Annotated in this window: 22 protein-coding genes; 15 read left to right on the top strand and 7 right to left on the bottom strand. The window is 34.1% G+C overall.

All coding sequences use genetic code 11. From position 1 onward, the window contains the following. Positions 1-6: 6 nt before the first annotated feature. From NYE67_RS07375 to NYE67_RS07390, 4 genes are all read left to right on the top strand, one after another. Positions 7-537, top strand: coding sequence for a tubby C-terminal domain-like protein (locus NYE67_RS07375; protein WP_340727581.1), 531 nt, complete (start codon positions 7-9; stop codon positions 535-537). A 12-nt stretch (positions 538-549) separates the two neighbouring features. Beyond that, positions 550-807, top strand: a complete 258-nt coding sequence (locus NYE67_RS07380) for a thymidylate synthase (RefSeq protein ID WP_340727582.1) — start codon at positions 550-552, stop codon at positions 805-807. A 71-nt stretch (positions 808-878) separates the two neighbouring features. After that, the gene (locus NYE67_RS07385; RefSeq protein WP_340727583.1) at positions 879-1,133 is read left to right on the top strand and encodes a hypothetical protein; all 255 of its coding nucleotides are present in this window, start codon (positions 879-881) and stop codon (positions 1,131-1,133) included. A gap of 533 nt (positions 1,134-1,666) precedes the next feature. Further along, entirely contained in the window at positions 1,667-3,238 is a 1,572-nt protein-coding gene (locus NYE67_RS07390) for a Na/Pi cotransporter family protein (RefSeq protein ID WP_340727584.1), read from the top strand. A 39-nt stretch (positions 3,239-3,277) separates the two neighbouring features. On the opposite strand, the gene NYE67_RS07395 is transcribed toward NYE67_RS07390, so the two are convergent. Beyond that, positions 3,278-3,469, bottom strand: coding sequence for a hypothetical protein (locus tag NYE67_RS07395; RefSeq protein ID WP_191699330.1), 192 nt, complete (start codon positions 3,467-3,469; stop codon positions 3,278-3,280). A 161-nt stretch (positions 3,470-3,630) separates the two neighbouring features. On the opposite strand from NYE67_RS07395, the gene NYE67_RS07400 reads away from it, so the two are divergent. Together NYE67_RS07400 and NYE67_RS07405 are read left to right on the top strand one after the other, a co-directional pair. Next, positions 3,631-5,850 carry a YcdB/YcdC domain-containing protein gene (locus tag NYE67_RS07400; protein WP_340727585.1) on the top strand — a complete coding sequence of 740 codons (2,220 nt, stop codon included), beginning with the start codon at positions 3,631-3,633 and terminating at the stop codon, positions 5,848-5,850. 215 nt (positions 5,851-6,065) lie between these two features. Then, the gene (locus NYE67_RS07405; protein ID WP_340727586.1) at positions 6,066-6,512 is read left to right on the top strand and encodes a homoserine dehydrogenase; all 447 of its coding nucleotides are present in this window, start codon (positions 6,066-6,068) and stop codon (positions 6,510-6,512) included. 111 nt (positions 6,513-6,623) lie between these two features. Here NYE67_RS07405 and NYE67_RS07410 read toward each other — a convergent pair whose 3' ends face one another. Next, the gene (locus NYE67_RS07410; protein WP_340727587.1) at positions 6,624-8,015 is read right to left on the bottom strand and encodes an MATE family efflux transporter; all 1,392 of its coding nucleotides are present in this window, start codon (positions 8,013-8,015) and stop codon (positions 6,624-6,626) included. A gap of 428 nt (positions 8,016-8,443) precedes the next feature. Between NYE67_RS07410 and NYE67_RS07415 the strand changes: the two genes are divergently transcribed. The 3 genes from NYE67_RS07415 to NYE67_RS07425 all read left to right on the top strand — a co-directional run bounded on the left by NYE67_RS07415 (position 8,444) and on the right by NYE67_RS07425 (position 9,928). Further along, positions 8,444-9,016 (top strand): 3D domain-containing protein, encoded by a 573-nt coding sequence (locus NYE67_RS07415; protein WP_340728751.1) that lies wholly within the window; start codon positions 8,444-8,446, stop codon positions 9,014-9,016. Positions 9,017-9,333: 317 nt separating this feature from the next. Further along, positions 9,334-9,666, top strand: coding sequence for a redox protein (locus NYE67_RS07420; RefSeq protein ID WP_340727588.1), 333 nt, complete (start codon positions 9,334-9,336; stop codon positions 9,664-9,666). A 52-nt stretch (positions 9,667-9,718) separates the two neighbouring features. Further along, positions 9,719-9,928, top strand: coding sequence for a hypothetical protein (locus NYE67_RS07425; RefSeq protein WP_191699325.1), 210 nt, complete (start codon positions 9,719-9,721; stop codon positions 9,926-9,928). A gap of 308 nt (positions 9,929-10,236) precedes the next feature. Here NYE67_RS07425 and NYE67_RS07430 read toward each other — a convergent pair whose 3' ends face one another. The 3 genes from NYE67_RS07430 to NYE67_RS07440 all read right to left on the bottom strand — a co-directional run bounded on the left by NYE67_RS07430 (position 10,237) and on the right by NYE67_RS07440 (position 13,472). Beyond that, a complete protein-coding gene (locus tag NYE67_RS07430; RefSeq protein ID WP_340727589.1) occupies positions 10,237-11,376 on the bottom strand; it encodes a hypothetical protein in 1,140 nt (379 codons plus the stop codon). 25 nt (positions 11,377-11,401) lie between these two features. Continuing rightward, on the bottom strand, positions 11,402-11,977 hold the full coding sequence (locus NYE67_RS07435; RefSeq protein ID WP_340727590.1) for a hypothetical protein: 576 nt from the start codon (positions 11,975-11,977) through the stop codon (positions 11,402-11,404). A 199-nt stretch (positions 11,978-12,176) separates the two neighbouring features. Next, entirely contained in the window at positions 12,177-13,472 is a 1,296-nt protein-coding gene (locus NYE67_RS07440) for an MFS transporter (protein WP_340729598.1), read from the bottom strand. Between the two features lie 193 nt (positions 13,473-13,665). On the opposite strand from NYE67_RS07440, the gene NYE67_RS07445 reads away from it, so the two are divergent. From NYE67_RS07445 to NYE67_RS07455, 3 genes are all read left to right on the top strand, one after another. Then, positions 13,666-14,916, top strand: coding sequence for a helix-turn-helix domain-containing protein (locus tag NYE67_RS07445; protein ID WP_340727592.1), 1,251 nt, complete (start codon positions 13,666-13,668; stop codon positions 14,914-14,916). A 387-nt stretch (positions 14,917-15,303) separates the two neighbouring features. Beyond that, positions 15,304-17,322 (top strand): HelD family protein, encoded by a 2,019-nt coding sequence (locus tag NYE67_RS07450; protein WP_340729599.1) that lies wholly within the window; start codon positions 15,304-15,306, stop codon positions 17,320-17,322. A gap of 281 nt (positions 17,323-17,603) precedes the next feature. After that, positions 17,604-17,999 carry an EbsA family protein gene (locus NYE67_RS07455; protein ID WP_340729600.1) on the top strand — a complete coding sequence of 132 codons (396 nt, stop codon included), beginning with the start codon at positions 17,604-17,606 and terminating at the stop codon, positions 17,997-17,999. Between the two features lie 94 nt (positions 18,000-18,093). Here the strand turns inward: NYE67_RS07455 and NYE67_RS07460 are convergent, their stop codons facing one another. Together NYE67_RS07460 and NYE67_RS07465 are read right to left on the bottom strand one after the other, a co-directional pair. Beyond that, positions 18,094-18,675: a hypothetical protein gene (locus NYE67_RS07460; protein WP_340729601.1), complete on the bottom strand. Its 582-nt coding sequence runs from the start codon at positions 18,673-18,675 to the stop codon at positions 18,094-18,096. A 137-nt stretch (positions 18,676-18,812) separates the two neighbouring features. Further along, complete coding sequence (locus NYE67_RS07465; protein ID WP_340729602.1) at positions 18,813-19,538, bottom strand: MerR family transcriptional regulator; 726 nt, start codon at positions 19,536-19,538, stop codon at positions 18,813-18,815. 217 nt (positions 19,539-19,755) lie between these two features. Between NYE67_RS07465 and epsC the strand changes: the two genes are divergently transcribed. The 3 genes from epsC (at position 19,756) to NYE67_RS07480 (ending at position 22,417) form a co-directional block, all read left to right on the top strand. Then, a complete protein-coding gene (gene epsC, locus NYE67_RS07470) occupies positions 19,756-20,685 on the top strand; it encodes a serine O-acetyltransferase EpsC (protein ID WP_340730889.1) in 930 nt (309 codons plus the stop codon). Between the two features lie 550 nt (positions 20,686-21,235). Continuing rightward, positions 21,236-21,499, top strand: a complete 264-nt coding sequence (locus tag NYE67_RS07475) for a hypothetical protein (protein WP_340729603.1) — start codon at positions 21,236-21,238, stop codon at positions 21,497-21,499. Between the two features lie 498 nt (positions 21,500-21,997). Continuing rightward, complete coding sequence (locus tag NYE67_RS07480; protein WP_340729604.1) at positions 21,998-22,417, top strand: hypothetical protein; 420 nt, start codon at positions 21,998-22,000, stop codon at positions 22,415-22,417. Positions 22,418-23,139: the final 722 nt, after the last annotated feature.

Here is a 23,139-nt window from a genome sequence, read left to right on the forward strand (position 1 = left end):
AAAGATATGCAAATTATTACGTATGAAGTAGATGGCGATATTAAATCTACTGTACAAAAGCCCATTTACAATGAGTCAGGCGAACAAATATACTTTGTTCAACGGATTTATGATAATGGCTTAAAAAAACTGTTGGATGGTTATTTTGATCATCGTTATTTTTTAAAGTATGCTATACACAATAATAGCGGTCAGACAATATTTGAAGTGAAGAAAATTTTCCGTCGCGGGAAAGTATGGTTTGAAGGAAAAGACTTACTTTCAGATGAAAAGTATATAATTAATTATGAAAACTGGCGAATTGGTGTACCGGAATTATTCATTTCAAGTAAAGACTTCAAAATGAAAATCGATAAGGAAATGGAAGATTGGTCAAACTTTATCGTCAATGAAACAGTCGTGGCTAGATGGGTCGCGGTTTATAATGAAGAAAAAGATCAATTCAACATGACGTTTGAGCTTTCAGATGAGGCACCTATCCAAAATGTCGCTTTTTATATCGCGATAGCTCAGGCGACATTGTTTATTGGTGTATAGGAGAGTAGAAAGATGAATGTAGTATTTGTATTAACAGAGACGGCTGAAGAAGTGCTGCAAATGGTAAGCAATGATATCGCAGGTCTACTTGCGGCAGTAAAAGGAGACAGTGTATCATTTCCATTTGGCACATATCAATATGACAGCCATACACTCGACCATTATTTGTTGGAAGATGGGACTTACCAGCAGGAACTTGTAATTTATTTAAAACCGGAACAAAAAAAGAATGAAACGGTCCTGCCAAAACCACTAGATATAAACATTTAAAAATAATAAAGGAAATGGAAATCATCTGTCGAATGTATTTTTTAGTACATTGTGGCAGGTGATTTTTTTTGGTGCAATTAAATTTATTTGAAGTTGAGCAGGAACAGTATGAACTGAAGTTTCAACTAATGGATCATGTAAAGGTAAAACTGATAGAAGAACACATTGATAGTGAAACACACCATTATCGAAAGTACTATGAGCCGCATATAATAAATAAAGTTGGCGAAATAACAAACATCCAAATTAGCGAAAATGGCGCAATAACATATGAGGTAACGATTTACGGGGAAAAATATTATTTACTTGAGCAGGAACTATATTAATATTCATGAAACCTTCACTTTCATATAAATGTAGACATCTAAATTGTGGGATAATTACGATAACATAGGTAAGGTTTTCCAATAAAATTTCACTTGATTGGTGGGCTACGGCAAGACAGCGCTATAGCCACGTGATACGTGTCTTTTATCACTGCCTTTATTGCCGTTTGCGAGGCCCACCAATCCCAAAATTTTTCCCACGTTATAAAGTGAAGTAAAACACCCAATCAAGCCGCTTGCGCTATCGCGAGGCGGCAGAGAGCGGAAATGCTATGTTTTATTATCTTTATTTTTGCAGAAATTCGCTTTATGCCAAAGCAGAGTGATTTGGAGCGAAGGGTGAGTCGCCAAAATACTTGCTTCAACGTTTTCCCCGTAGCGCAGCAGAACGTACTTCTTTAGGAAATCTTATTTTTTCAATTTTGTCAGTCCCAACTTACGGTTTGAACCAAATTGCAAAATAATTCTTAATCTTTCGGGTATTAAGTGTTACGATTACTTTTTAATGAGGACTTCAATTTGGTGGTGATAGAATGCTTACGATTTTTGGCGGTGTCGGTTTATTTTTACTCGGAATGACAATGCTAACCAACGGACTGAAGGAAATTGCTGGGGATGCTTTAAAAAGATGGCTTAATACATTTACAAAGGGCCGTATTAGTGCAGTAGTGTCCGGTGCAGTCATGACTATGCTCATTCAATCCTCGACAGCTACAACATTATTGACGATTGGATTTGTAAGTGCAGGTTTGCTAACGTTCATTCAATCAATTGGTGTCATAATAGGGGCTAATATAGGAAGTACGAGTACCGGTTGGCTAATTTCGCTTATCGGTTTTAAAATTAGTTTGCAAACTATGGCCTTACCAATTATCGGTATCGGTGTATTTATGTCATTAATCGCACCTCAGGATGTGAAGCGGTTCGGGAATGTTGTTGCTGGTTTTGGTTTACTGTTTTTAGGGATTGATACACTTCAGCAAGGGATGGGCTCTGCCCAGGATTTAATTGCCTTTGACTCGATTCCGGCAGATTCATTCATTTCCATTTTTCTGCTCATCATAATTGGTATTGTTATGACCGTTATTATGCAAGCATCAAGCGCTGCTATGGCGGCTACCTTGACAGCCCTTTTTGCAGGTGCGATAGACTTTGAACAGGCTGCATATTTAGTTATTGGGCAAAACATTGGAACAACAGCAACGGCTTTATTCGCAGCTATAGGAGCTTCTGTTTCTGCCAAGCGTACAGCCATTACACATTTATTGTTTAACGTTATTACTGCATTCGTTGTAACAATTATATTCACTTATTTTGTTCAATTTACGAAATGGCTGACTGTTCTTATTTCAGGAGAATTTGACCAAACATTAGGTATTGCAATTTTCCATACGCTATTCAGTTTATTGGGCGCATTAATCTTTATTCCGCTAATTCAGCCCTTTGCCAATTTATTAATAAAGCTGGTACCTGAGCGTGAAAACGTATTGACGCAGGATTTGGATGATAGTTTAAAAGAAATGCCATCTGTAGCAATAGAAGTATCGTTTAAAACGATGCGTGATATCATGGTAGAACTTACAACTGCACAGCAATTATTAATGGATTCCAAAAAAGTGACGATGGAATATGAAAAAAAAATACTAAAAGTTGAAGAAGCTCTCGAAATTACCCGGAAGTTTCTTGACAGCATTCTTGTCACCTCAAAACGTGAACATCTAAAGCTAATCTCAATTTTACATACACTCGATCATTTACACCGTTTAATAAAAGTTTTGCGTGAAAAGCAAAATGTAGAAGCATTTTATTTACAAGAAAAATTGATGCTAGATTGGCAGGAAATGCTGTCCATTATCAACAAGAGGCTAAGCGAAGACGAAAAGTTGATGGATATTTCAATCATTTTAGAGGAGACATCTCAAAAAGTAGCGCAAGAACGTCGTGAAAAACGCATTCTATATTTTGAACGCTCGGTAGCAAATGAAACTCAATTGGATTTAGCAGTGTCAAAGGTTGATGCTTTACTATGGATAGACCGTCTGATATATCATTACTGGCGTGCAACCGCTCGTATGGCCGAATACCAATTGGTGAATGACGAATAAAAAAATCCCGAGTACATAATTATTGGTACTCGGAATTTTTCACTTTATTTTTTTCTCTAGCTTCATTCCAACAATCCTCACTACAATCCCTAATAAAATAAATACCCAGCCGATTCCTATAAATACATAATTCAAAGTTTGTGTAGAATTGGGAATTACATCAAATAGACCTAAACATACAACAATAATGCCAGAAAAAGATATTAACAATCCAGCTGTAACAATACTCACGTAATTCACCTCTGAAAAATTCTAACATGACTTATTAAGGAATACAATGGCATAGATTATACGATAGGATAAAAGATGGAATTTATAATTTATTCAATATATTGAAACTATTCCCATATTTTAAGCGTATAATATAGAGAAAAACAAAGGAGGAATTTTAAATGAAAAAATGGACAACCGCTTTAAGTATGTCAATTGTATCATTAGGATTACTTGCAAGTCCGGGCATTACAGAAGCTTCTGTCGGAATACAAGAGGAACGTGTGCCAATATATGTGGCCGTGACTGATGAACAGGTAACGAAAGAGCAGCTTATTCAAATTTTGAAAACGAAATTGCCGGAGATGTTTAGTACATACTCTAACAATGATTTTCAAATGTCATCGATGAGTCACCATTATGCAGACGATTTAACAATCCGCTATGAGCTAATGTTCAATAAAAAAGTAAATAAACAAACAGAGGGTGGAAGTGTAACTTTCAAAGGGGACAACCTTGAAATAGAACAGTTTTATTTCAATCCTGCAAATTTAAAAGATGCGTTATTTCCTGGGAAAATAACGGAAGATCAGGCAAGTAAAATAGCTGAAGATTTCGTTAAAAAGGTTTCTACTTCGGGCAATTACAGTTTATCGAATAATGTGCCTAGCTATTATTACGGCAGTAGATTAATTACAGAACCAATTACGTACTCATTTTCTTTTACTCCAAACGAAAATAATATACCAATTCCAGACCAATCTATGATGGTAAGTGTTTTAGGTGATGGCAAAATTCAATCTTTCTACCAAAATTCAATGCCAAAAAGAATGTCATTTGAAGAATCAAAAAATATTATTTCTAAAGAAGCGGCTATTAACAAAATGAAGGAGCAATTAAATTTAAGCCTTCAGTATACAATTGACTATTTTCCGTATTCATCAAAGCCTTCTGTGAAATTGGTTTATTTACCGGCACCGAATGTGATTGGGCTACATGCAACTTCGAATCAGTGGGCAACGTATTCAGGTAAGGTTGATTCACTACAGAGTAATGCTACATTGCAGCCACTTGCACCAAACCAATTAAAGACTCCTTCACCGATTACAATTGAAGAGGCGAAAGCAATTGCAAAACAATTAGTTGATCAACAGGAAAACACTACTAAATTTACGATCGATCATGCATATGAATATGAATCAAATGATCAGGCAGTTATCAGTGTTTCATACTCATATCGATATAGAAACGGTTCACATGGTTCATCGATAGAGTTTAATAAAAATACAGGTGAACTAGTTTCATATTCTGATTTCTTTGGTCCGATTTCGTTTGATGAAGAAGAGGCACCAAAAAATACGACACCGAAATTGAGTAAAGAGAAAGTAATGGAATTAGCAGAAAAATATGTGAAGGAACTTGCTCCAACTACTGTACATGAGTATGCGAAGGCAAATACCGATCCTTCATATGATAAAGAATCACAAGTGCATCATGTGAGTTTCCCACGCATTAAAAATGGCTTGATTGTAAATGGAGATAACGTATCAGTAGCTATTGATGACGAAGGAAAATTGAAATCCTTCTACCGTTACCCATTAAATATTGAAGAATGGCCAAGTGCTGAAGCAAAAATTTCGAATGATGAAGCGAAAAAGATATTTACAGAAGCATTGGACGTTAAGTTAGTGTATAACCGCCTGCAAAATGAAGATGGGAAATATGAGCTTGTCTATTTCCCGACAGTAAAAGGGCAAGATTACTATCAGCTCGATGCAAACAGCGGACAAATTATTAATCAGTATGAACAATTGGAAAAAGAGAAAGTTAGTCATCCGACAGCCGAAAGAGAATTAAATTATTTAATTCAAGCAGGTGCTATTGAGGTGAAGGATGCGAAAACATTTAATGCTGATGTTGCAATTACACAAGGACAAGCATTAAATATGATTACTAAATCGATAACTTATTTCTATGAAGACTATTATATGTATCGCCAGGAGCAGCCTCCTGTATCATTTGAACAAATTGATGCAGAACATCCATACTATAAAGTAGTGGAAAATGCGACTCGTATAGGTATTTTAAATCCTAATGAAGATGAACTAAATATTGATCAAAAGGTAACAAACGAGCAACTAGCTGTATGGTTTATCCGTACACTAGGACTTGAACAGGCAGCTAAGCATCGCGATATTTATCAATTACCGATAAAAGATGCTGCTGATGTAGATCCAGATAAAATTGGATATGTTGCACTTTCCAATGCACTTGGCCTACAAAAGTCAGATCAATCGATGTTCTTGCCGAAAAAAGAAGTCACATATGCCGAATTATCGAAATCCATTATCCAGCTAGCCTATGAAATAGCTGAAAAAAGAAATAGCGGCATGTATTATTAAATAATCCTTTATCCCGTGAAGTTTAAACACTTCACGGGGTTTTTAGATTAATATAGGAATATACGTTCTGTTTTATGCAATCAGTAGTGTTTAAGCATAGGATTTTGTGATAATATAATAAAAAGCGCTTATTCTGAAAAAAATCGCGATAATTTTTTAGAAACGTTGTAATATAGTTAAAGTAAAGAATTAAAAGATGGAAGTTGGGAAAATACATGCAAAAAAACAAATATCGAGTTCATAGCAATACATTACTTGAAATTGCTCAAAGCCGTGCATTTACAGAGAAGGATAATATCGACGAACGATTTGATGAAGAAGGAAAAATCAAACTAGTAAGCGACCGTGTTGGAGCGGATTTAACGTTGTCCATTATTAAAACAGAAGACGGTATAGCTTATTCTGTAAAATGGGATGACTCGGAAGAAGTATTCAAAGGCTGGAACATGGCTTGGGAAGAATTTGTATGGTGCCTAGGAGTTGTCAATAAACCGATCGAAGAAGCTGCCAAAAAAGCAGCAGAAGAAGCGAAACGTCTTGCAGCGGAAGAAGCAGCTGAAAAAGAAGCGGCAGAACTACTAGAAGAGCAAGAAGGACAAGTAGAGACAGAAGATCAAGAAAATGAAACAGCTGAAGAAACAACAGAAGAAACATCAAAATAGACTAAAGCTGGAGCATGAGTAGTTCCAGTTCACGTAAAAAGAGAAATTGCACTTCAACAGTGCAATTTCTCTTTTTCTGTTTTATTAAAAATGTGGTGAGGTGTTATCCTCTTAAGAAGTTTGAACTGCTTCCGGCTTTGTAATGGGCTGAGGCACATCGTATTGTTGTTCCACTATGGCATAGCGTTCCCATTTTCGACTGCGCCAACGGAAAATCATTAAGACGGCACGAATCCATTCATCACAGGCAATCGCAAGCCATACACCGACAAGTCCTAAATCCAGTACGAATACAAAGAAATAGCCAAGCGATAAACCGATCACGATCATGGAAATAAATCCTACTCGAACTGGATAAGAAGCATCACCTGAAGCACGTAAAGAGTTAATAATAGTAATATTTATTGTGCGTCCTGTTTCCAATAAGACACTTAATAGTAAGACACTCGCTCCTATACGGACAATTTCTTCGTTATCTGTAAAGATCCGCATGAGGGGTTCTCTAAATATTGTGATAATCGCTACCATTGCCAAAGTGAAAATTAGCGCAGATTTTACACTAAACCAAACATTTTTATAGGCAAGATCTTTTTCGCCTGCTCCTACAGAACGTCCAACGATAATGGCCGTTCCCATACCAATTGCTAATGCGAAAAGATAAGTGAACATGGAAATATTGACGGCATATTGACGCGCCGACAATGCCTCCGCACCTAAAAAAGTCACGAAAAAGAGAAGGACTATTTGGTTTGTTTGATAAAGAACCTGCTCAAGGGCAGATGGAATACCGATTTTTAATATTTTCGAAATATAGTTCTTGGACAGACGATAGTAGTCAGCCAGTTCAATGCGGACTTCTAATGCCTGATATAAAAGCCAGAAAAATACGATTGCTGCTAATACACGACTGATAACCGAAGAAATAGCGGCACCTTCTACACCAAGCTCTGGTATACCGAATTTACCGAAAATCAAAATATAGTTTAAAATTACGTGCACTACATTCATTCCAAGAGATACATACATCGTTTGTTTCGTCCAGCCTTGAACACGAATGATGGACGACATGGAAGTAATTAATGCTTGAACAAATATAAAGCCCCCAACAATTACTAAATAGTTCTGTGCAGATTCCAATACTGCACCTTGTAAATTCATCATTTTCATAATTGCATCTGAAAATAATATAAACAATCCACTTATTATAAGGCCAACTATTAAATTAAGTGATACAGATAAAGCAGCAATTTTCGATGCTTCAGCCAGTAAGCGAGAGCCTAAATATTGAGAAACAACTATTGAAGCTCCCGTACCAATCACACCTAATAATAGGATGGCAATTTGAATATATTGATTCGCTGTTCCTACCCCGGCAACTGCATCATCAGATACAGCACTTAACATGAACGTATCAGCCAAACCCATGAGCATAAACAGAAATAACTCTAAAAATAATGGCCAAGTTAACTTAAATAAACTTAATTCTTTTGTATTATGTGACAAAAACTTCACTCTTTCATTTAGATTATCAAAACAAAAAGTATCTTAGCACAAAAGAATTAGGTAAGGTAGTTTGAATAACTAGGTTTATATAGTGATATTGGTAATTTTTTATTATTTTTTTAATTGATAAAGGCAAATTATAGAAGAACTATGGTGTTTCGAGATTGAAAATATTAAATCGAGCAAATATAGTCTCGTTTAAATTGTGTCTATTTTTTTACAGATAAATAAAAAATACAGTTGGGTATTAAAAAATCGATTTTTTCAGTTATTCGTAATAATTAGTCGACAAAAATCGACTCCCTGTAATCAAATTGTAATGTCTGTGGTGCCGAGATGTCATCTAATTGAAATATTTCGCGGTTATGCTAGTAAAGTTGATTCAAAAAGATTATTCACGACAACTATCTGGAGGGAAATATTCAAGTATGATCAAGAAAGTATTATCATTATTTGCGGTTATGATCGCAAGTACATTTATTTTTGTTGGAACGTCACAGGCTGCTACACATACAATTAAAAAAGGCGAGAACTTAACAGTACTTGCTAAGAAATATGATACAACGGTGAAGGAGCTTATGAAGCTAAACGATTTAGAGACAACTCAAATTCAAATAAAACAAGTCATTAAGTTACCTAGCCATATCCAAAATAAAAAGGCTGTAAAAAAGGACACTAAAAAATCAGCAACTGATCCATCGAATGTGAAAAAGACGATTAAAATGACAGCTACTGCTTACACAGCATACTGTAAAGGCTGTTCAGGTATAACTAAAACAGGGTTGAATTTACGTAAAAATCCGGCCTTAAAAGTTATTGCCGTAGATCCAAAAATCATTCCACTCGGTTCTAAAGTATGGGTTGAAGGTTACGGAATTGCTGTTGCCGGTGACATTGGCGGAGCAATTAAAGGAAACAAAATCGATCTCTTTATGAATAAGAAATCGAATGCTAACCAATGGGGCCGTAAAAAAGTCACAGTAAAAGTCTTAAAATCATAAATTGAAACCTATTGCGAAAATACCGCAATAGGTTTTTTGTTTTGAACTATAATAAAAAGTGTGATTTTATTGAAAGGAATGAGTTCGATATGTTTTATTATGAAACAACTTGCCGTTATTGCAGTAAATTATATAAATTAGTGGAAGGTACTAAAAAATACCAACAATATAAAGAAAATCGCCAAAGGAAGTTTTCCTGCGATGATTGCGAACGTCGCATAGAAGCAGATTCCAGAAAGTATTTATTTAATCGGGATTAACTTTTCTAGCTCAGCAGACAAGGTAGAATGGAAAAGGTAACGTAAGGAGTTGTTAAAATGGAGGCTAAAAAGGTTAATGTTAATTGTAGCAATTGTCATGAACCGTTTACTATTGATTTTGCAACGGATCAATTTTCATCCGAAATTCAAATATTTAATGGTAAGAAGCAACGTAAACGGACATATTTTAAAAAATGTCCTCACTGTGACACCATCAATTATGTGATGAGTGATAAGAAAGAGGAATGGGGAAATCGTAAAGGGCCAAATATTAAGTTGTTTTTATTCTCTGGGATATTTAGCTGCTTAGGCTTTGTTGTATTGGGCATACTTTTTTTATATTTTGCCTTTAAAGGTATTGGCTTTGTCTTCGATTGGCTATTTAATTAAAGGCAAACTGATACTTTCATGCTATAATAAAGAGCTTGTGGAGGTGTAAATAATGTCAAAGAAATGGACAATCCATTCAATTCGTGAATACGTAGAAAAGAATACAGATACAAAATTATTATCAACAGAATTCCAAGGGTTTTCACAAAAGCTAGATTTCGAGTGCGCTTGCGGGAACACGTTCCAAAAGCCATGGAAAAAGTTTAAAGAAAACAAACAGCAAAAATGCGAAGTATGCCAACCACCAAAGGAATCTCGCTAATAGAATAAATTGCCTGTAAAAAGAGCCTGGGACATAGTAGAAATTTCTTTGTAAAAGGGAAATACTATTATTAAGAAATTGATATTAGATGAATTGATTGGAGTGAAGGGGCGACTCCTGGGGGAACAGCAAAATTTATTTTGCGACGAGTAACCGCAGGAGCACCGACGCCTGAGACTACAGGCTCAGGCCGTGCCCCCGGAAAGCGTCCCCGTAACGGAAATCAATTCTGGCAGAAGCAGAAAACTATCTATTTTTTCTTTGAAAAAATAGATAGTTTTCGTTTTGTACCAGCCTCTTCTTAGGGATTAGGTTTGGCTTATTATTTTTAAGTTAAGTTCATTATACAGTTCATAAAAATTATTTTTTGGAGTATTCGTAACAGAAGCAATAAGTGAAACATTATTTTTGGAAAGCATATTCGTTTCAAGATGCTTTTTAAAGGATTCCGTTGTGATCACTAAAAATTTTTCATCGCAATATGGATAGATCATCAGTTGATTTCCTCTTGTTTCAAAATTTATGATATTCAACAATCTATTAAAATTCATTCCACTTTTTAGTTTATATTTTGACATGACAAGAGTGGCCGTTTGATCCTCATGCAAATCAACAATTTCAATCGCGCGTCCGTAAAACTGCTTGGAATTATATATAACAACATGCTGGGTGATATTTAAATCCATAGGCAAAAATTGATTTTGGCGATTAATTATTTTCTCACAAAGAACTATCAAATCTTTAAAAAGTATTTTCGAATCGGGATGTTTGCTAATAATACGGTAAAAATGCCGTGCTAAAAATGATGTGTACATAACTTCATTGGATTCATTAAATTTTTTTAATAAGGACATCATCGAGAAAACAGCCATTTCAAAATTTTGTTGTAAAAAATTTTTGCTTGCTTGTATTGTATGGACAAAGACAATATCGGCATCATTTTTACAATTTTCTATATACCAGTTAAATTGTTCAATATATTTTTCGGCATGGGTAATGTCATCATTTTCCAATAAAGAGGTAACAAGTTGCAACTGTGCATTACATTCATAAAATAATCGGTCACCAGGAATTTCCATTGCATGGAAATATGCACTTTTAGCATATTGAATAGCTTCAGTAACATTTTTGACTTCAAGAGACCGGATACTTAATAAATAGTAGCACATCGATAGATTTTGAGGACTGTTATCAGGGTTTATAGAAGCAATAATAGATTGAATAAATATGTCGCTTTGCGGAATGGTCGATATAATAGAGGCAAATTTAACGCAGCAAATTAATGCTTCTGTAATAAGCACTTGATTATCGCATCTTTCAATGATGGATAATATAAACTGAAGTTGTTCAAAGGCTTCATCAAATTGCTTTTTAGCATAATACGTTTTGAATTGTTTTATACTCGTCTTTAAAGAATACTCGATAGAGAAATATTCGTTATTTTCCAATATTGAATTGGTAGAGTTATACATGTTAAAACTCCTTTAACAGTAGATTGTAATAACGTTTTGAATAATCTATAGAATCTTTAATAATTTTATTGAAATAAGTACTGACTAACACTTGTTCCTTTAATCGATTTAAAAATTGTCTATGAATCTGATTGACCGTATGTTCTTCTGGTGTGTCATTAAGAGTGTTTACATAAAAGTTAATGATTTCAAGGGGCAACTCAGACTGTAGACCCATATCATTTGAAATTTTATGTAGATCAGATTTTAAATTATTTTTAATGTTAATGGCGATTAATAAACAGATTAAATGATTATTACTTTTTATCTGTTTGACCTTAAGAAGTTCAGTTTGCTTGATCATTAATTCATGTATATAAGATTGAAAGGGATAGTCTAAACGAATAGTATCATCCATTAATAACTTTTCACTATCCGTCGTTAAAAAAGTATATAAATTAAAAACCAACTGATAATAAAAAGCATACCCGTGTTTATAATCTTCCAATTGCACAGCTAAAAATTTGTTGTTTAACAGTAATTCCTGAAATTCATTTTTTTTAGTAATGTTAGCAACATAATAACTAGTAATTTTCATGTTTAAGCTCAGCTCCTTAAAAAAATGAATCAATTCATGGTAATATTATACAGATTAAACATAAAAATATCAAATTTTTATATTTTTTAGCAAAAATATAAAAAGAACTACTTAAAAAAGTAGCTCTAATTTTATAAAATTATTATTTGATTATAGTAAGCAATAATAAAATAATCTTATTTTATCATTAATTTAGTTCTTACTCTGGTACTGCTTCCACTTCTACTCTTTCTGCTTTTAACTCAGGGTGGGCCATTTCAATAATTGAACGTCGTAATAGAATTAAAACAATTGCAATTAAAACCGTTCCGCTGAATAGTAAAATATATTGTGCTGGAATGATGTCATATAATATTCCAAATCCAAGTGTACCGATTGGCATAGCGGCAGTAGCCATCATCTCGATAATGCCAAATACACGTCCTCGGTATTCCTCATCAATTGAAGTTTGCATAATAACACCAATTGGAGTGTTTGTAATTACCCCAAGTGAACCAAATAAGAGCATAATGATGAAATAATAAATGAAATTCATCATAGTTGAAAACTGAATAATAAGCGGTAATGCTGCTGCAATTACGACAACAGACATTGCAAAAGTTGAGCGTTTAACGATTAATAAAGGGAATTTAACATTTGAGCGAGAAGCAAAATAGATCGATGTAACGAATACTCCTACTGCTGCGCCTGCTTCTGTCAGACCGATTAACTTTGGATCTAAATGAAGGATTGTTAATAAAATGAAATCTCCACCAACGTTAATTGCAGTGAAAAATAAATTTAGCCAAAGTGCTGTCCATAAAATTGCTTTAATAATCGGCTTTTTGTTTACATAACGGAAGCCTGATTTCAAACTTTCCAACATCGATTCTTTTGGTGATTCTTCTGTCGTCGTACGCTCTTTCTTATAAAGAGTAAAATTCATTGTCGATTCCAAAGTTAGTGTAATAATAGCAGCACCAATAAAGATTATTAAAAACATTTCCATTGAAACAAACCCGAATAATACGCCACCTAAAATTGGACCAGCAATGCCCGAAATTGAGTAGGATAACTGGTTGAAGCTCATTGCCCTTTGAAGTCTAGCCTCATCAACCATATTCGCAATTGATGCGGAAAACGAAACACTTGAAAATGTCAGGAAAATACCGTTAAAGAAAGTCGTAATATAAATGGCCGGTAATGATAAACCGAATTCATGTGTGTAAAGCAATAAAGTACTTATTGACAAAATAACACCAGCTTGCCCCCCAAGTACGAGCCATTTTCGTGGTAAGCGATCTCCAAGAACTCCCGCAACCGGTGATAAAATAATGCGTGGCAAAAAACTCAAAACAATTACTGTCGCAAAGCTTAATGAAGATCCAGTTAACGATAAGATATACATACTTAATCCAAAGCTGTAAACACTTCCTCCAAGTGAACCAATCATTTTACTAATAAAAAAAGTGTATAAATTATAGGTTGCTTTTTTTAATTTTAATTGCTCCGTCATTTTCAAAACCCCTTTGTTTAATTTTATTAAACTTATTATATGAGATGGATTTTCTTTTTGCAATATAAAAGTTTAATTTAATTTAAAAAAATAAAATCATTTTTTAAAATTTCTGTTATATTTGTTTAATTTTATTTAAATTATTTTCATTTTGTTATATGGTTTGTTAAAATGTATTGTATGAGGTGAGGTTGTGTTAAATATTGGAGCTAAAATAAAAGAACTTCGAAAAGAGCGGAAAATGACACTTGCACAAGTAGCAGGGGACCGAATTACAAAAGGGATGCTAAGCTTAATTGAAAATGGGAAAGCCCAACCATCCATGGAAAGTCTGCAACATATTGCAAAGCAGCTAAATATTGACGTGTCAGAGCTTATGCAAACAGAGAATCATCACCAAATTAAAGAACTTTACCAGGATGTTGAAAAAAAGCGCTTAGCTCTTTTTAAAGAATATAATGAAAAGAAATTTAACGAAAAAGTGATTGAATTGTATGATACGATTTTGCCATTTGTTGAAAATGGCAGTTTAAAGGGGACGACCTTTGAAGAAGTTCGTATTTATGATGCTTATTTATCAATGCGATACCATGCAAAGATAGATTTATCAGAAAAGCCTTTTGCAAAATTGGTTCAAATGTATGAACAAGTACATGCTTATTCAAAAATTTTAACTATATTTGATCGAATGGCAGGTATTAAGTTTTTGGACCGGAATTATACGGAAGCTCTTCACTATTTATTTGAAGGGGAGAAGTATATTGAGAAATACGGGGACTTAATTGATGACATAGAAAAATTAGATTTATACTATAATATAACGGTGATGTCTGCAGCGATAAATGATGACGCTCAGGTTGAGCACTATATTGAAAAGGCCTTTATTCTTTCTAAGGAGAAAAAAATCTTTTACCGGTTAAATGAATTTTACCGATTTTTATTTTTTATTCACTGTTCAAAAGAAGAAGGAGAAAAGGCATTTTATTATTTGAAAAAGATGCGCGCCTTTGTCGAGATCATGGAAGAGCCTGCTGAAACCGTGATGGAGCAGATCCTTACACTGACCTATACAAATCAAATTGAAAAGGATTATGAAAAAACAATCGCAACCCGATTCGAACGAGTTGATATACCAGAAGACATTTATTATGATGCAGATTTCTTCTTTAATGGGGAATACGCGTATGCTTATTACATGCTCGGTCGATATGAAGAAGCATTAACTTATTTAAAGGATATCAAAATTCTTGGTAGGAATCAGCATCCTATCGATTTGGCTATTATGTACCGTGCTTTTGCAGTGCGTGCGCTGTGCCAATTTATGCTTGGTGACAAGGAAAATGCAAAACGTGATATTTTATACGCAACGGATGGTGTAAAGGATTTTAAAATAACGAAAGAAATTCAATTTATACTTGATGCGCATAAAACAATTATGGAATAGAACAAGGAGGCTACCGGAAATTCGATTTCGGACAGGCCTTCTTTTTTCGTTTTCAAGTCTCTATAAGTGAAAGGTGCTCACCATCCGAGATTTTATTAGAATATTTAGCTCTTATATTAGAAACTTTGGTCTGGATATTAGCACATTTCTGAGTGATATTTGAACATTTCAGCAGTTTATTAGCACTTCGAACAAGTATATTAGAAAACAGAAAGTATATTAGCACTTTTTAAAATATATTAGAAGATTCGGCTGGATATTAGAACTATTCAGCAGCTGATAGTCAAGTGCAGACATCTTTTATAATAATAAACCCTCCACTTAGACACCAGCCAGAAGTATGTTGATATACTAGATGGCACTGTGTGAAAAATGGGGGTATTGCTAATGAAAGAAAAAGAACTGCCGTATTTTAATGATACATTATCTAGCTTAAATAAGGCTTACCAAAAGTTAAATAATGAAGTAAAGGTACAGGATAAAAGCTTTAAAGATTTACAAAAATATATGATTGATTATAAAAGTGAACTTGATAAATTTGAAGTGTACGACTACCAACAAACATTGAGCATGATTGATAAGCAAGGTTATGCTCAAGTTATGGAGCTCGAGCAAGTAAAGAAGCTAATTTATTCACCTTATTTTGGCCGCTTTGACTTTGTATATGAAGGTGAGTCCATGGAAGATGCAGAACCGTTTTATATTGGACGCTATGGTTTTAGGGATGACGAAGGAACGAATTTAATTTATGATTGGCGCGCACCAGTTTGCAATATGTACTATGAATTTGAACTAGGACAAGCATACTATGAAGCAATGGAGCGACGTTTTGATGGGAATATAATAAATAAACGTCAAATCAAAATTGAAAACTCACAAATTCAGTATGTAATCGACAGCTCATTAACAATTCAAGATGAAGTATTACAGCAAACGTTAAATGAGCAGGCAAACGACAGGATGAAAACAATTGTTACTTCGATCCAGCGTGAGCAGAACAAAATTGTCCGTAACGAATCGGCCTATAACATGATTATTCAAGGGGTTGCTGGTTCGGGAAAAACGGCTGTTGCTCTTCACCGTATCGCCTATTATTTATATAAGTACCGCGATACATTACGAGCAGAACGAATATTTATATTGTCACCGAATAAAGTGTTTGGTGACTATATTTCTTCTGTCTTACCAGAGCTTGGCGAACAGCCGATTCGCTCATTTACGATTGATGAGTTAACGGTGAATTTATTACCTGCAGCAGTAACTTTTACACCTTTTGAAACTGAGATGAAGGAAATACTATCAAACCCGACTGGACCATTAGCACAGAGGGCAAAGCAAAAAGCCAATTATGCATTTGTTAAGCGACTTCAGAATTTTTTATCGGATTTAAATAGCAGGCTCTTAAAAAATGAAGCAATTTCCATTGCTGATGTCATATTTGAAGCCGACTATTTACAGCAGCGTTTCAATCAGTATCGCAATGAGCCCGTCGTTACGAGGATTGAGTTAATGGTCGATGATATTATTCAAGTGTTAAAGTCGAAAAGAGGTGGGGAAGGAAAGTTACCAAGTAAAAGTGAAATTAAAAAACGGTTAACAAAACGACTTTTGTATAAAAATCCATTTGAAATTTATAAAGTGTTTATTAAAGCATTAGACGAAAATGCGTTTAAGTTTGCCAAGAAAAACTTTGAATTTAATGATGTATATCCTTATCTTTATGTTCAGCTTTATTTTAAAGGGATCAAAACATACGAATTAGTACAGCATTTCGTATTGGATGAAATGCAAGATTATACCCCGATTCAATATGCGGTGTTGGCTAAGGTCTTTGAATGTAAGCGAACAATTATTGGCGACTTTAGCCAGGCATTACTCCCATATGAAACGATTTCAAAAGAAGCATTTCAGGAGATACTACCAAAATTAGAGTATGTGGAACTGACAACAACGTATCGTTCTTCCTATGAGATTGGTATGTATGCGAAAAAATTTATGCGTACCGGGGAACTTGATCCGATTGCAAGACATGGAAAAGAGCCAGAGGAAATCCTCTATCATTCAAATGATGACATGATGGAAGTTTTGAAGGAAAAGCTAACGAATCATTGGAGAACAACAGCGATTATTTGCAAAACAGAGGCGGATTTACAACTTATAAAAGAACGGATGACCGTGCCATTTCATATTTTGGATGGGCATACAGAGAAGTTTGAAACAGGTGTCCTTTTAACGACGATTCAGTATGCGAAAGGTCTGGAATTTGATTATGTAATTGTGCCATTTGTCGATACCGGGCGATATGCAACGGACTTTGACCAAGGACTTTTATATATTGCGACTACAAGAGCAATGCATGAATTAACGATGCTAATAGATCATTCTAATCCTTCAAAATTACTGTGAAGCGAGAAAACGAAAATATGAAATATATTAGAAATAAATATGAGATTTAGCATTGAAAGACCGGGTGTCTTTTTAATACAAAATTCAACTAGATGCTTAGTCGCAACAAGGTTTTTGTGAAGTGAGAAACAAACTTACTTTTATACCTTATTAAAATTTCTACTATGCTATTAACAAATACCTGCTTTTTATATTAATTGTAATTTTATGTTAATATAGTAATAAAAATTAGTGAGGTAATAAAGGATGAAATTTTTTGTAAGGCCTACTTGGATTTTACGATGAAAGCAATAGGGGCTTTTATTTCTGCTATTTTCTTTGCATACATGTATTATTCAAGGAACAGTGGTACCTTTCAGGGAAATAGATTTTATTTAGGTTCTCAGGGTATTGAGCAACGCGATTATGTCGTGGGTTTATTTGTAGTAATTGCAATATTTATCGTTTATTTTTCTTTAACAAGAAGGGTTGTATTAACTGAAGATGAAATAAAAATAAAAATAAGTGTTGCAGGACAAACTATTAAAATAAAAAATATTACGCAAGTACAATTGAAAGATAAGAATATTTTTGTTACTTATACTGAGGATACTGCAACAAATGAAGTTTACTTATGTCCTAGAGACTACAAACTGTTTTTAGATGAGTTATATGATAAAGCCCCACATTTAAAATAATTTTTTTAAAAGGTTGATAAAAATTTAATGATTCCCCCTTTATATAGTGTTGACGCTCAACAGAACATTATGTTAGGGGGGTGTCTGAACAATTTTAATTAGATGAGTTAATTCGTTCATTTCCTAATTTAAAATAACTTTCAAGCTTTTCAAAAACATCCTCTTCATTTTCTAAAACCTTGTAAATTCTTGGCGCAACTGCTTCTCCACCAGTAATTTGTAGCTCCTTTTTATCTAAGAATACCCCAATGTGAGCACCGTTTTCATACGTAGGATATTGTGGACGTACAATGACAAAATCAAAAACATCCCCATAATATATATCATTTTTTCGTTCGAACTTAACAGGGATTGACTTTATATATTCTGAAAGTTCATTTTGCTGTTCAGTTGTTAAAGAGTAACTAATCGTATCATTTCCATGTTTATCAAGAGATTGCAAAAAGCCAATTTCACGTTCATCAAATTGTCCTTGAACAAGATTCTCAATACTATTTGTATCTTTATCCATTTCCATTTCAATTCTTTCTCTTAGCGGCAACTGTTCTTTTTTTTCAGTCTTAAGTAAATTGTCGTTATTATTTTCCTCTACAACTTCCTCATTCGAACCGTTACACCCGGTTGTAAATGTCAGTAATGTAAAAAGAGCCGTTGATATTAAAAAAGTTTTTTTCATATTTTTAAATTCCTTTCAAAACTAGGTTAATAAATTCAGTATCATTCGATGTTAGTTAGGACGATAAATATGTATCTTAAAACAGCACCTTGATCAGTTTGGATTCAAGATGCTGTTCTTAATTTTTAAAATGCGCGTCAAGTTTGTAACTGATCCAGAATGTCAATGATACTGTACACATCCTTCATCGCCTGTTTTAAATTGAGCTCTAACTCATCGGTAACATGATAAAACTCATTTTTAAATTTAGGTGTGTTTAAAAGTGCATGAATATCAGCCCCGTGTTCTAGTGCTTCAATATCCTGAAATAAGTGGAGAATACTCGTTATTGAAAAGTGAGCACTTCGAAGCGTTCGAATAATAAGCAGCTTTTGAACATCTTCTTCCGTGTATTGTCTGCGGCTTTGTGTATCGCGCTTTACTTTGAATAAGCCGTTGCGCTCCCAATTCCGAATCGTCTCTTCCGTTAACTGTAGATGATTTGCCACTATTTTATGTGTATAAATTAAGGGTGAGCTAGTATTACTTTGCAGAATATTAGTAGAAATTTGAATAGCCTTTTTAGCGTAATCATATTCTGACTGTAAAAACTTGAGATAGGTAAGTGCTGCTTTCTGACTTTCCTTAAAATTCCCCTGTCCACTGAGCCGTACAATGTTTGTCGCCATTTTGCGTAAATTATTTTGAATAAATTCCTGATTGAATGCAAGACGGGCAATATACATTTGCTTCAAATGTGTTTCAGAATAAATTCTATAGCCATTTTGTTTTCTGGAAACAGGAGATATATAGCCCCATTTTTCATACAGACGCACGGTATTAGGGTGAACATTCGCTTTTTTTGCAATTTCATTTGTTAACATGTTATAACTTCCTTTAGTGTAATAACAATTTTCTCCTTTATTTTATCAAATAATAATCGTAATGGATAATTGACGAGATGATATACATAAAAGTATCGTATTGCATTACTGGTAAGATATCTGACTAGAAAAGGAAAAGAAAGTTCGCCCCTTCTAAATGTGTGTAGTATAATCGCATATAAGATGAAAGAATTAAAAGGATAAGGAGTTTTAAATGATGAAAATTGAAGATTGGTTAAACCATAAAACTTCGTCAATTGCTACTGAGCTAATCGAATATAATAAAAAACATATAGAGATAGAAAAATCTATAGGCTTTACTGGGCGAGATAAAATACATGAAATTTTGGATAGTTTTTATGAGATTTTCTTCCCGGCTATTTATAACCAAGGTACAGTAGATGAGACACGCACTTTAATGAATGTTAATAATAATTTGCGGAAATCCGCTTTAGATTTACGTGACATAATTGAAACCGTGCTAGTTTATCAAAACTTTGATAACTGTGATGGCCAATGCCGCGAAAAAGCAGATAAAGTAGTCATGAATTTAATCGATTCTTTCCCACAAATCCGTGAGACAATCCAAACAGATATTCAGGCTGCCTATAATGGAGATCCGGCTGCTACGTCAACAGAAGAAATTATGTTGAGCTATCCTTCTGTTCGTGCAGTATTTATACACCGCATTGCACATGAAATTTACAAAATGAATGTAACGATTGTTCCGCGAGTAATGTCTGAGTATGCTCATGAGTTAACGGGAATTGATATTCACCCTGGCGCAACAATCGGGCACTCCTTCTTCATAGATCATGGAACGGGAGTAGTTATAGGGGAAACTTGCTCTATTGGTAACAATGTGAAGATTTATCAAGGGGTAACGTTAGGGGCATTAAGCTTCCCAATGGATGAAAACGGCAACCCGATTAAAGGGATCAAGCGTCATCCAAACATTGAAGATAATGTCGTAATCTATGCCGGTGCAACGATTTTAGGTGGAAAAACAACTATTGGGCATGATACCGTTTTAGGAAGTAATATTTGGATGACACATTCCGTACCGCCGTATTCACGAGTTTACAATTCTCAACCATCACCAAATATCAGTAATAGTAAGGAAGTAGTTATAGAGTACGAAATTTAATAGTAAAAAATACAACGAGCTGAATAACGGGTTCGGATATTGTAATTAGAGACACAATTCGCATATGAATTTGTGTCTCTTTTTTGTTGTTATCTTAACTTTATAATTAAATCAAACTAGATTGAACATAACTTTTAATACCCGTTTTAGCAAGAACGCATAAATGTCTTGCTAATTTCAGTGCTAAAACAGGTGCTAGTTGATTTCGGCTTTAAATTCAACGGAACCATGAAAACAGCTGCATAATGATTGGGGATTGCAGGTAATAATTTCGGTTAAAAGATATAATTTATTAGGTAATTCATTTTTTTAGAAGCGAAATTGTTTTTTAGGACACCAGGTAATTTATATTAAAATGAATATATAACAATCTCAAGTTAAGCACTTAATGTTACCAAACGTCGGTTTGGGAAAGTTTTACTTCAACTAACGGGCAGAATAGTTGAAGAATTTATGGTAGAATAATACAAATAATGCAGTATCTTTTCACGAACGTTATTGAAGTAACGGTTGCGATATAAAAGCAATCGCGTGTAACGAGGCAGTTTAGTTGAAGAAAAAAGTTTCCAGGGAGAGATTAGTTATGAACAAAATGCACTTATTTAATATCATTTCAGGACTAATTGTTTTGCTAATTTTAGGTTCCGCCATAGCAACAGGCAGTAATTTATTGCCGTATTTTTTAATAACTTTATTTTTTATCTTTTATTATTTGCAAGTTAAAAACAGGCTTAGAACTCTTTCATTTATCGGAAATGTGGCTATACTTATTTTTTCATTAGCAACATTATTGCCTTTCCTTTTTGCCCCTTAATACACTTTTATGCTATAAAAATAAAGCAATATATTAAAGTATGTGGTGATTTGCACTAAAACTAACATTTGCTTTAATGCAACAAACTTTTCAACATGTGACCAAACACCGCTTTGGGTGCATTTATATTGGTAATATATGTAAAAATTATTTTTATAAAATGTGAAGGGGTTGGTGTCATGGTGCAAAAAAAGAAGTATTTTATTATCTTCGTACCAGTGTTAATAATAGGCTTGCTTTTAATATACTATTTTCCGGCAAATGAGCTTACTTATCTAATGTTAATTCCTCTGATTGCTTGGTTCATTTATTATGCTTGGATATATATCGAAAAAAGATGAAAAAACAAAACTTAATTATTTTATTTGATTGATAAAGCATAAATAATAACGTTCCCAAATGACACTTTGGGGGCGTTGACCAAGCAATTAAAATAAAATAAAAATCACTGTTAAATTCATATGAATCGATATTGTTTCTAAAGGTGGAGGAATCGTTATGAAAAAAATATGGCTAGTACCTATTTTTATAATCTTCATTGTCATGATGTTTACAGTTTATCAACAACATCGAGTAATTAGCGATTATCGCAGTTTACATTTTGTGGAATTGGAAAAGTTGAATACTCAATTTGAGCGTTTTTTGGTTTTTCATAAGGAATCAGAAAAGTATGATGAAAAAGAACGCAATGAAAAGCTTCAACAATTAACAACCACTTTTTTTGATTTTTTTTACTATTCGGGGGACGTTTTAAAAGTAGAGTCTGAAATACGCGAAAACTATTTGATGACCTATCAAGATACGAAATTTGATTTTTCTAAACTTCTAGATAGCTATATAGCCGCATCAACAGCAGAAGAACGTAATAGAATTTATATTATTGTTTACAATGAATTCCTTAATTCTTCTAAAGTGTAATTAATTAATCGTTTTGAATAAATATTTCATACAACTCTATACTTAATAACGTTCCCAAATGAAAGTTTGAGGGCATAGCAAAAAGGCAGGAATGTTGTTAAATCAACGTTTCTGCCTTTTCTATTGGTACATTGTTTATACATTGTTTTATACACTTTTACTAAAAGTCATTATTGACAATGGTTTGAGCGTATTTTGGGGAATGTTGCGTCGTTGTTTTTCTTGTATAAAAGCATGCATATCCTTATCGATGTAAATCCGTATTTTTGAAGTAATTCCACGCTATGGAGAAAACGCATTGAAGCAAGTGTTTTTGAAGCTCGCGTCCGTTGTACTCCATTCCGGGGCAGGCTTTCCAGGCGGCGTGGCTCCAAAGCTTTTGTTAGAAGCTTTGCGACGAAAGCGTCAGCGTCAGGAGCAACCATTTTCCGCGCACGCTTAATCGCCAAGGAGTCCGCCCCTACACTTCGTACAACTCTTTTCGTTGAAGCAAGTATTTTAGCGGCTCACCCTCCGCTCCGCGTCACTCTGCTTTGGCATAAACTCATTTCTGCAAAAATGAAGATATAAAATAGAGCATTTCCGCTCTCCGCCGCCTCGCGATAGCGCAAGCGGCTTGATTGGGTATTTATATTTCACTTTATAACGAGGGCAAAATTTTGGGATTGGTGGGCCTCGCAAACGGCAATAAAGACAGTGATAAAGACGCGTAACACGTGGCT

The organism is Solibacillus sp. FSL W8-0474 (assembly GCF_038004065.1).
GTDB classification, from domain to species: Bacteria; Bacillota; Bacilli; order Bacillales_A; family Planococcaceae; genus Solibacillus; species Solibacillus faecavium.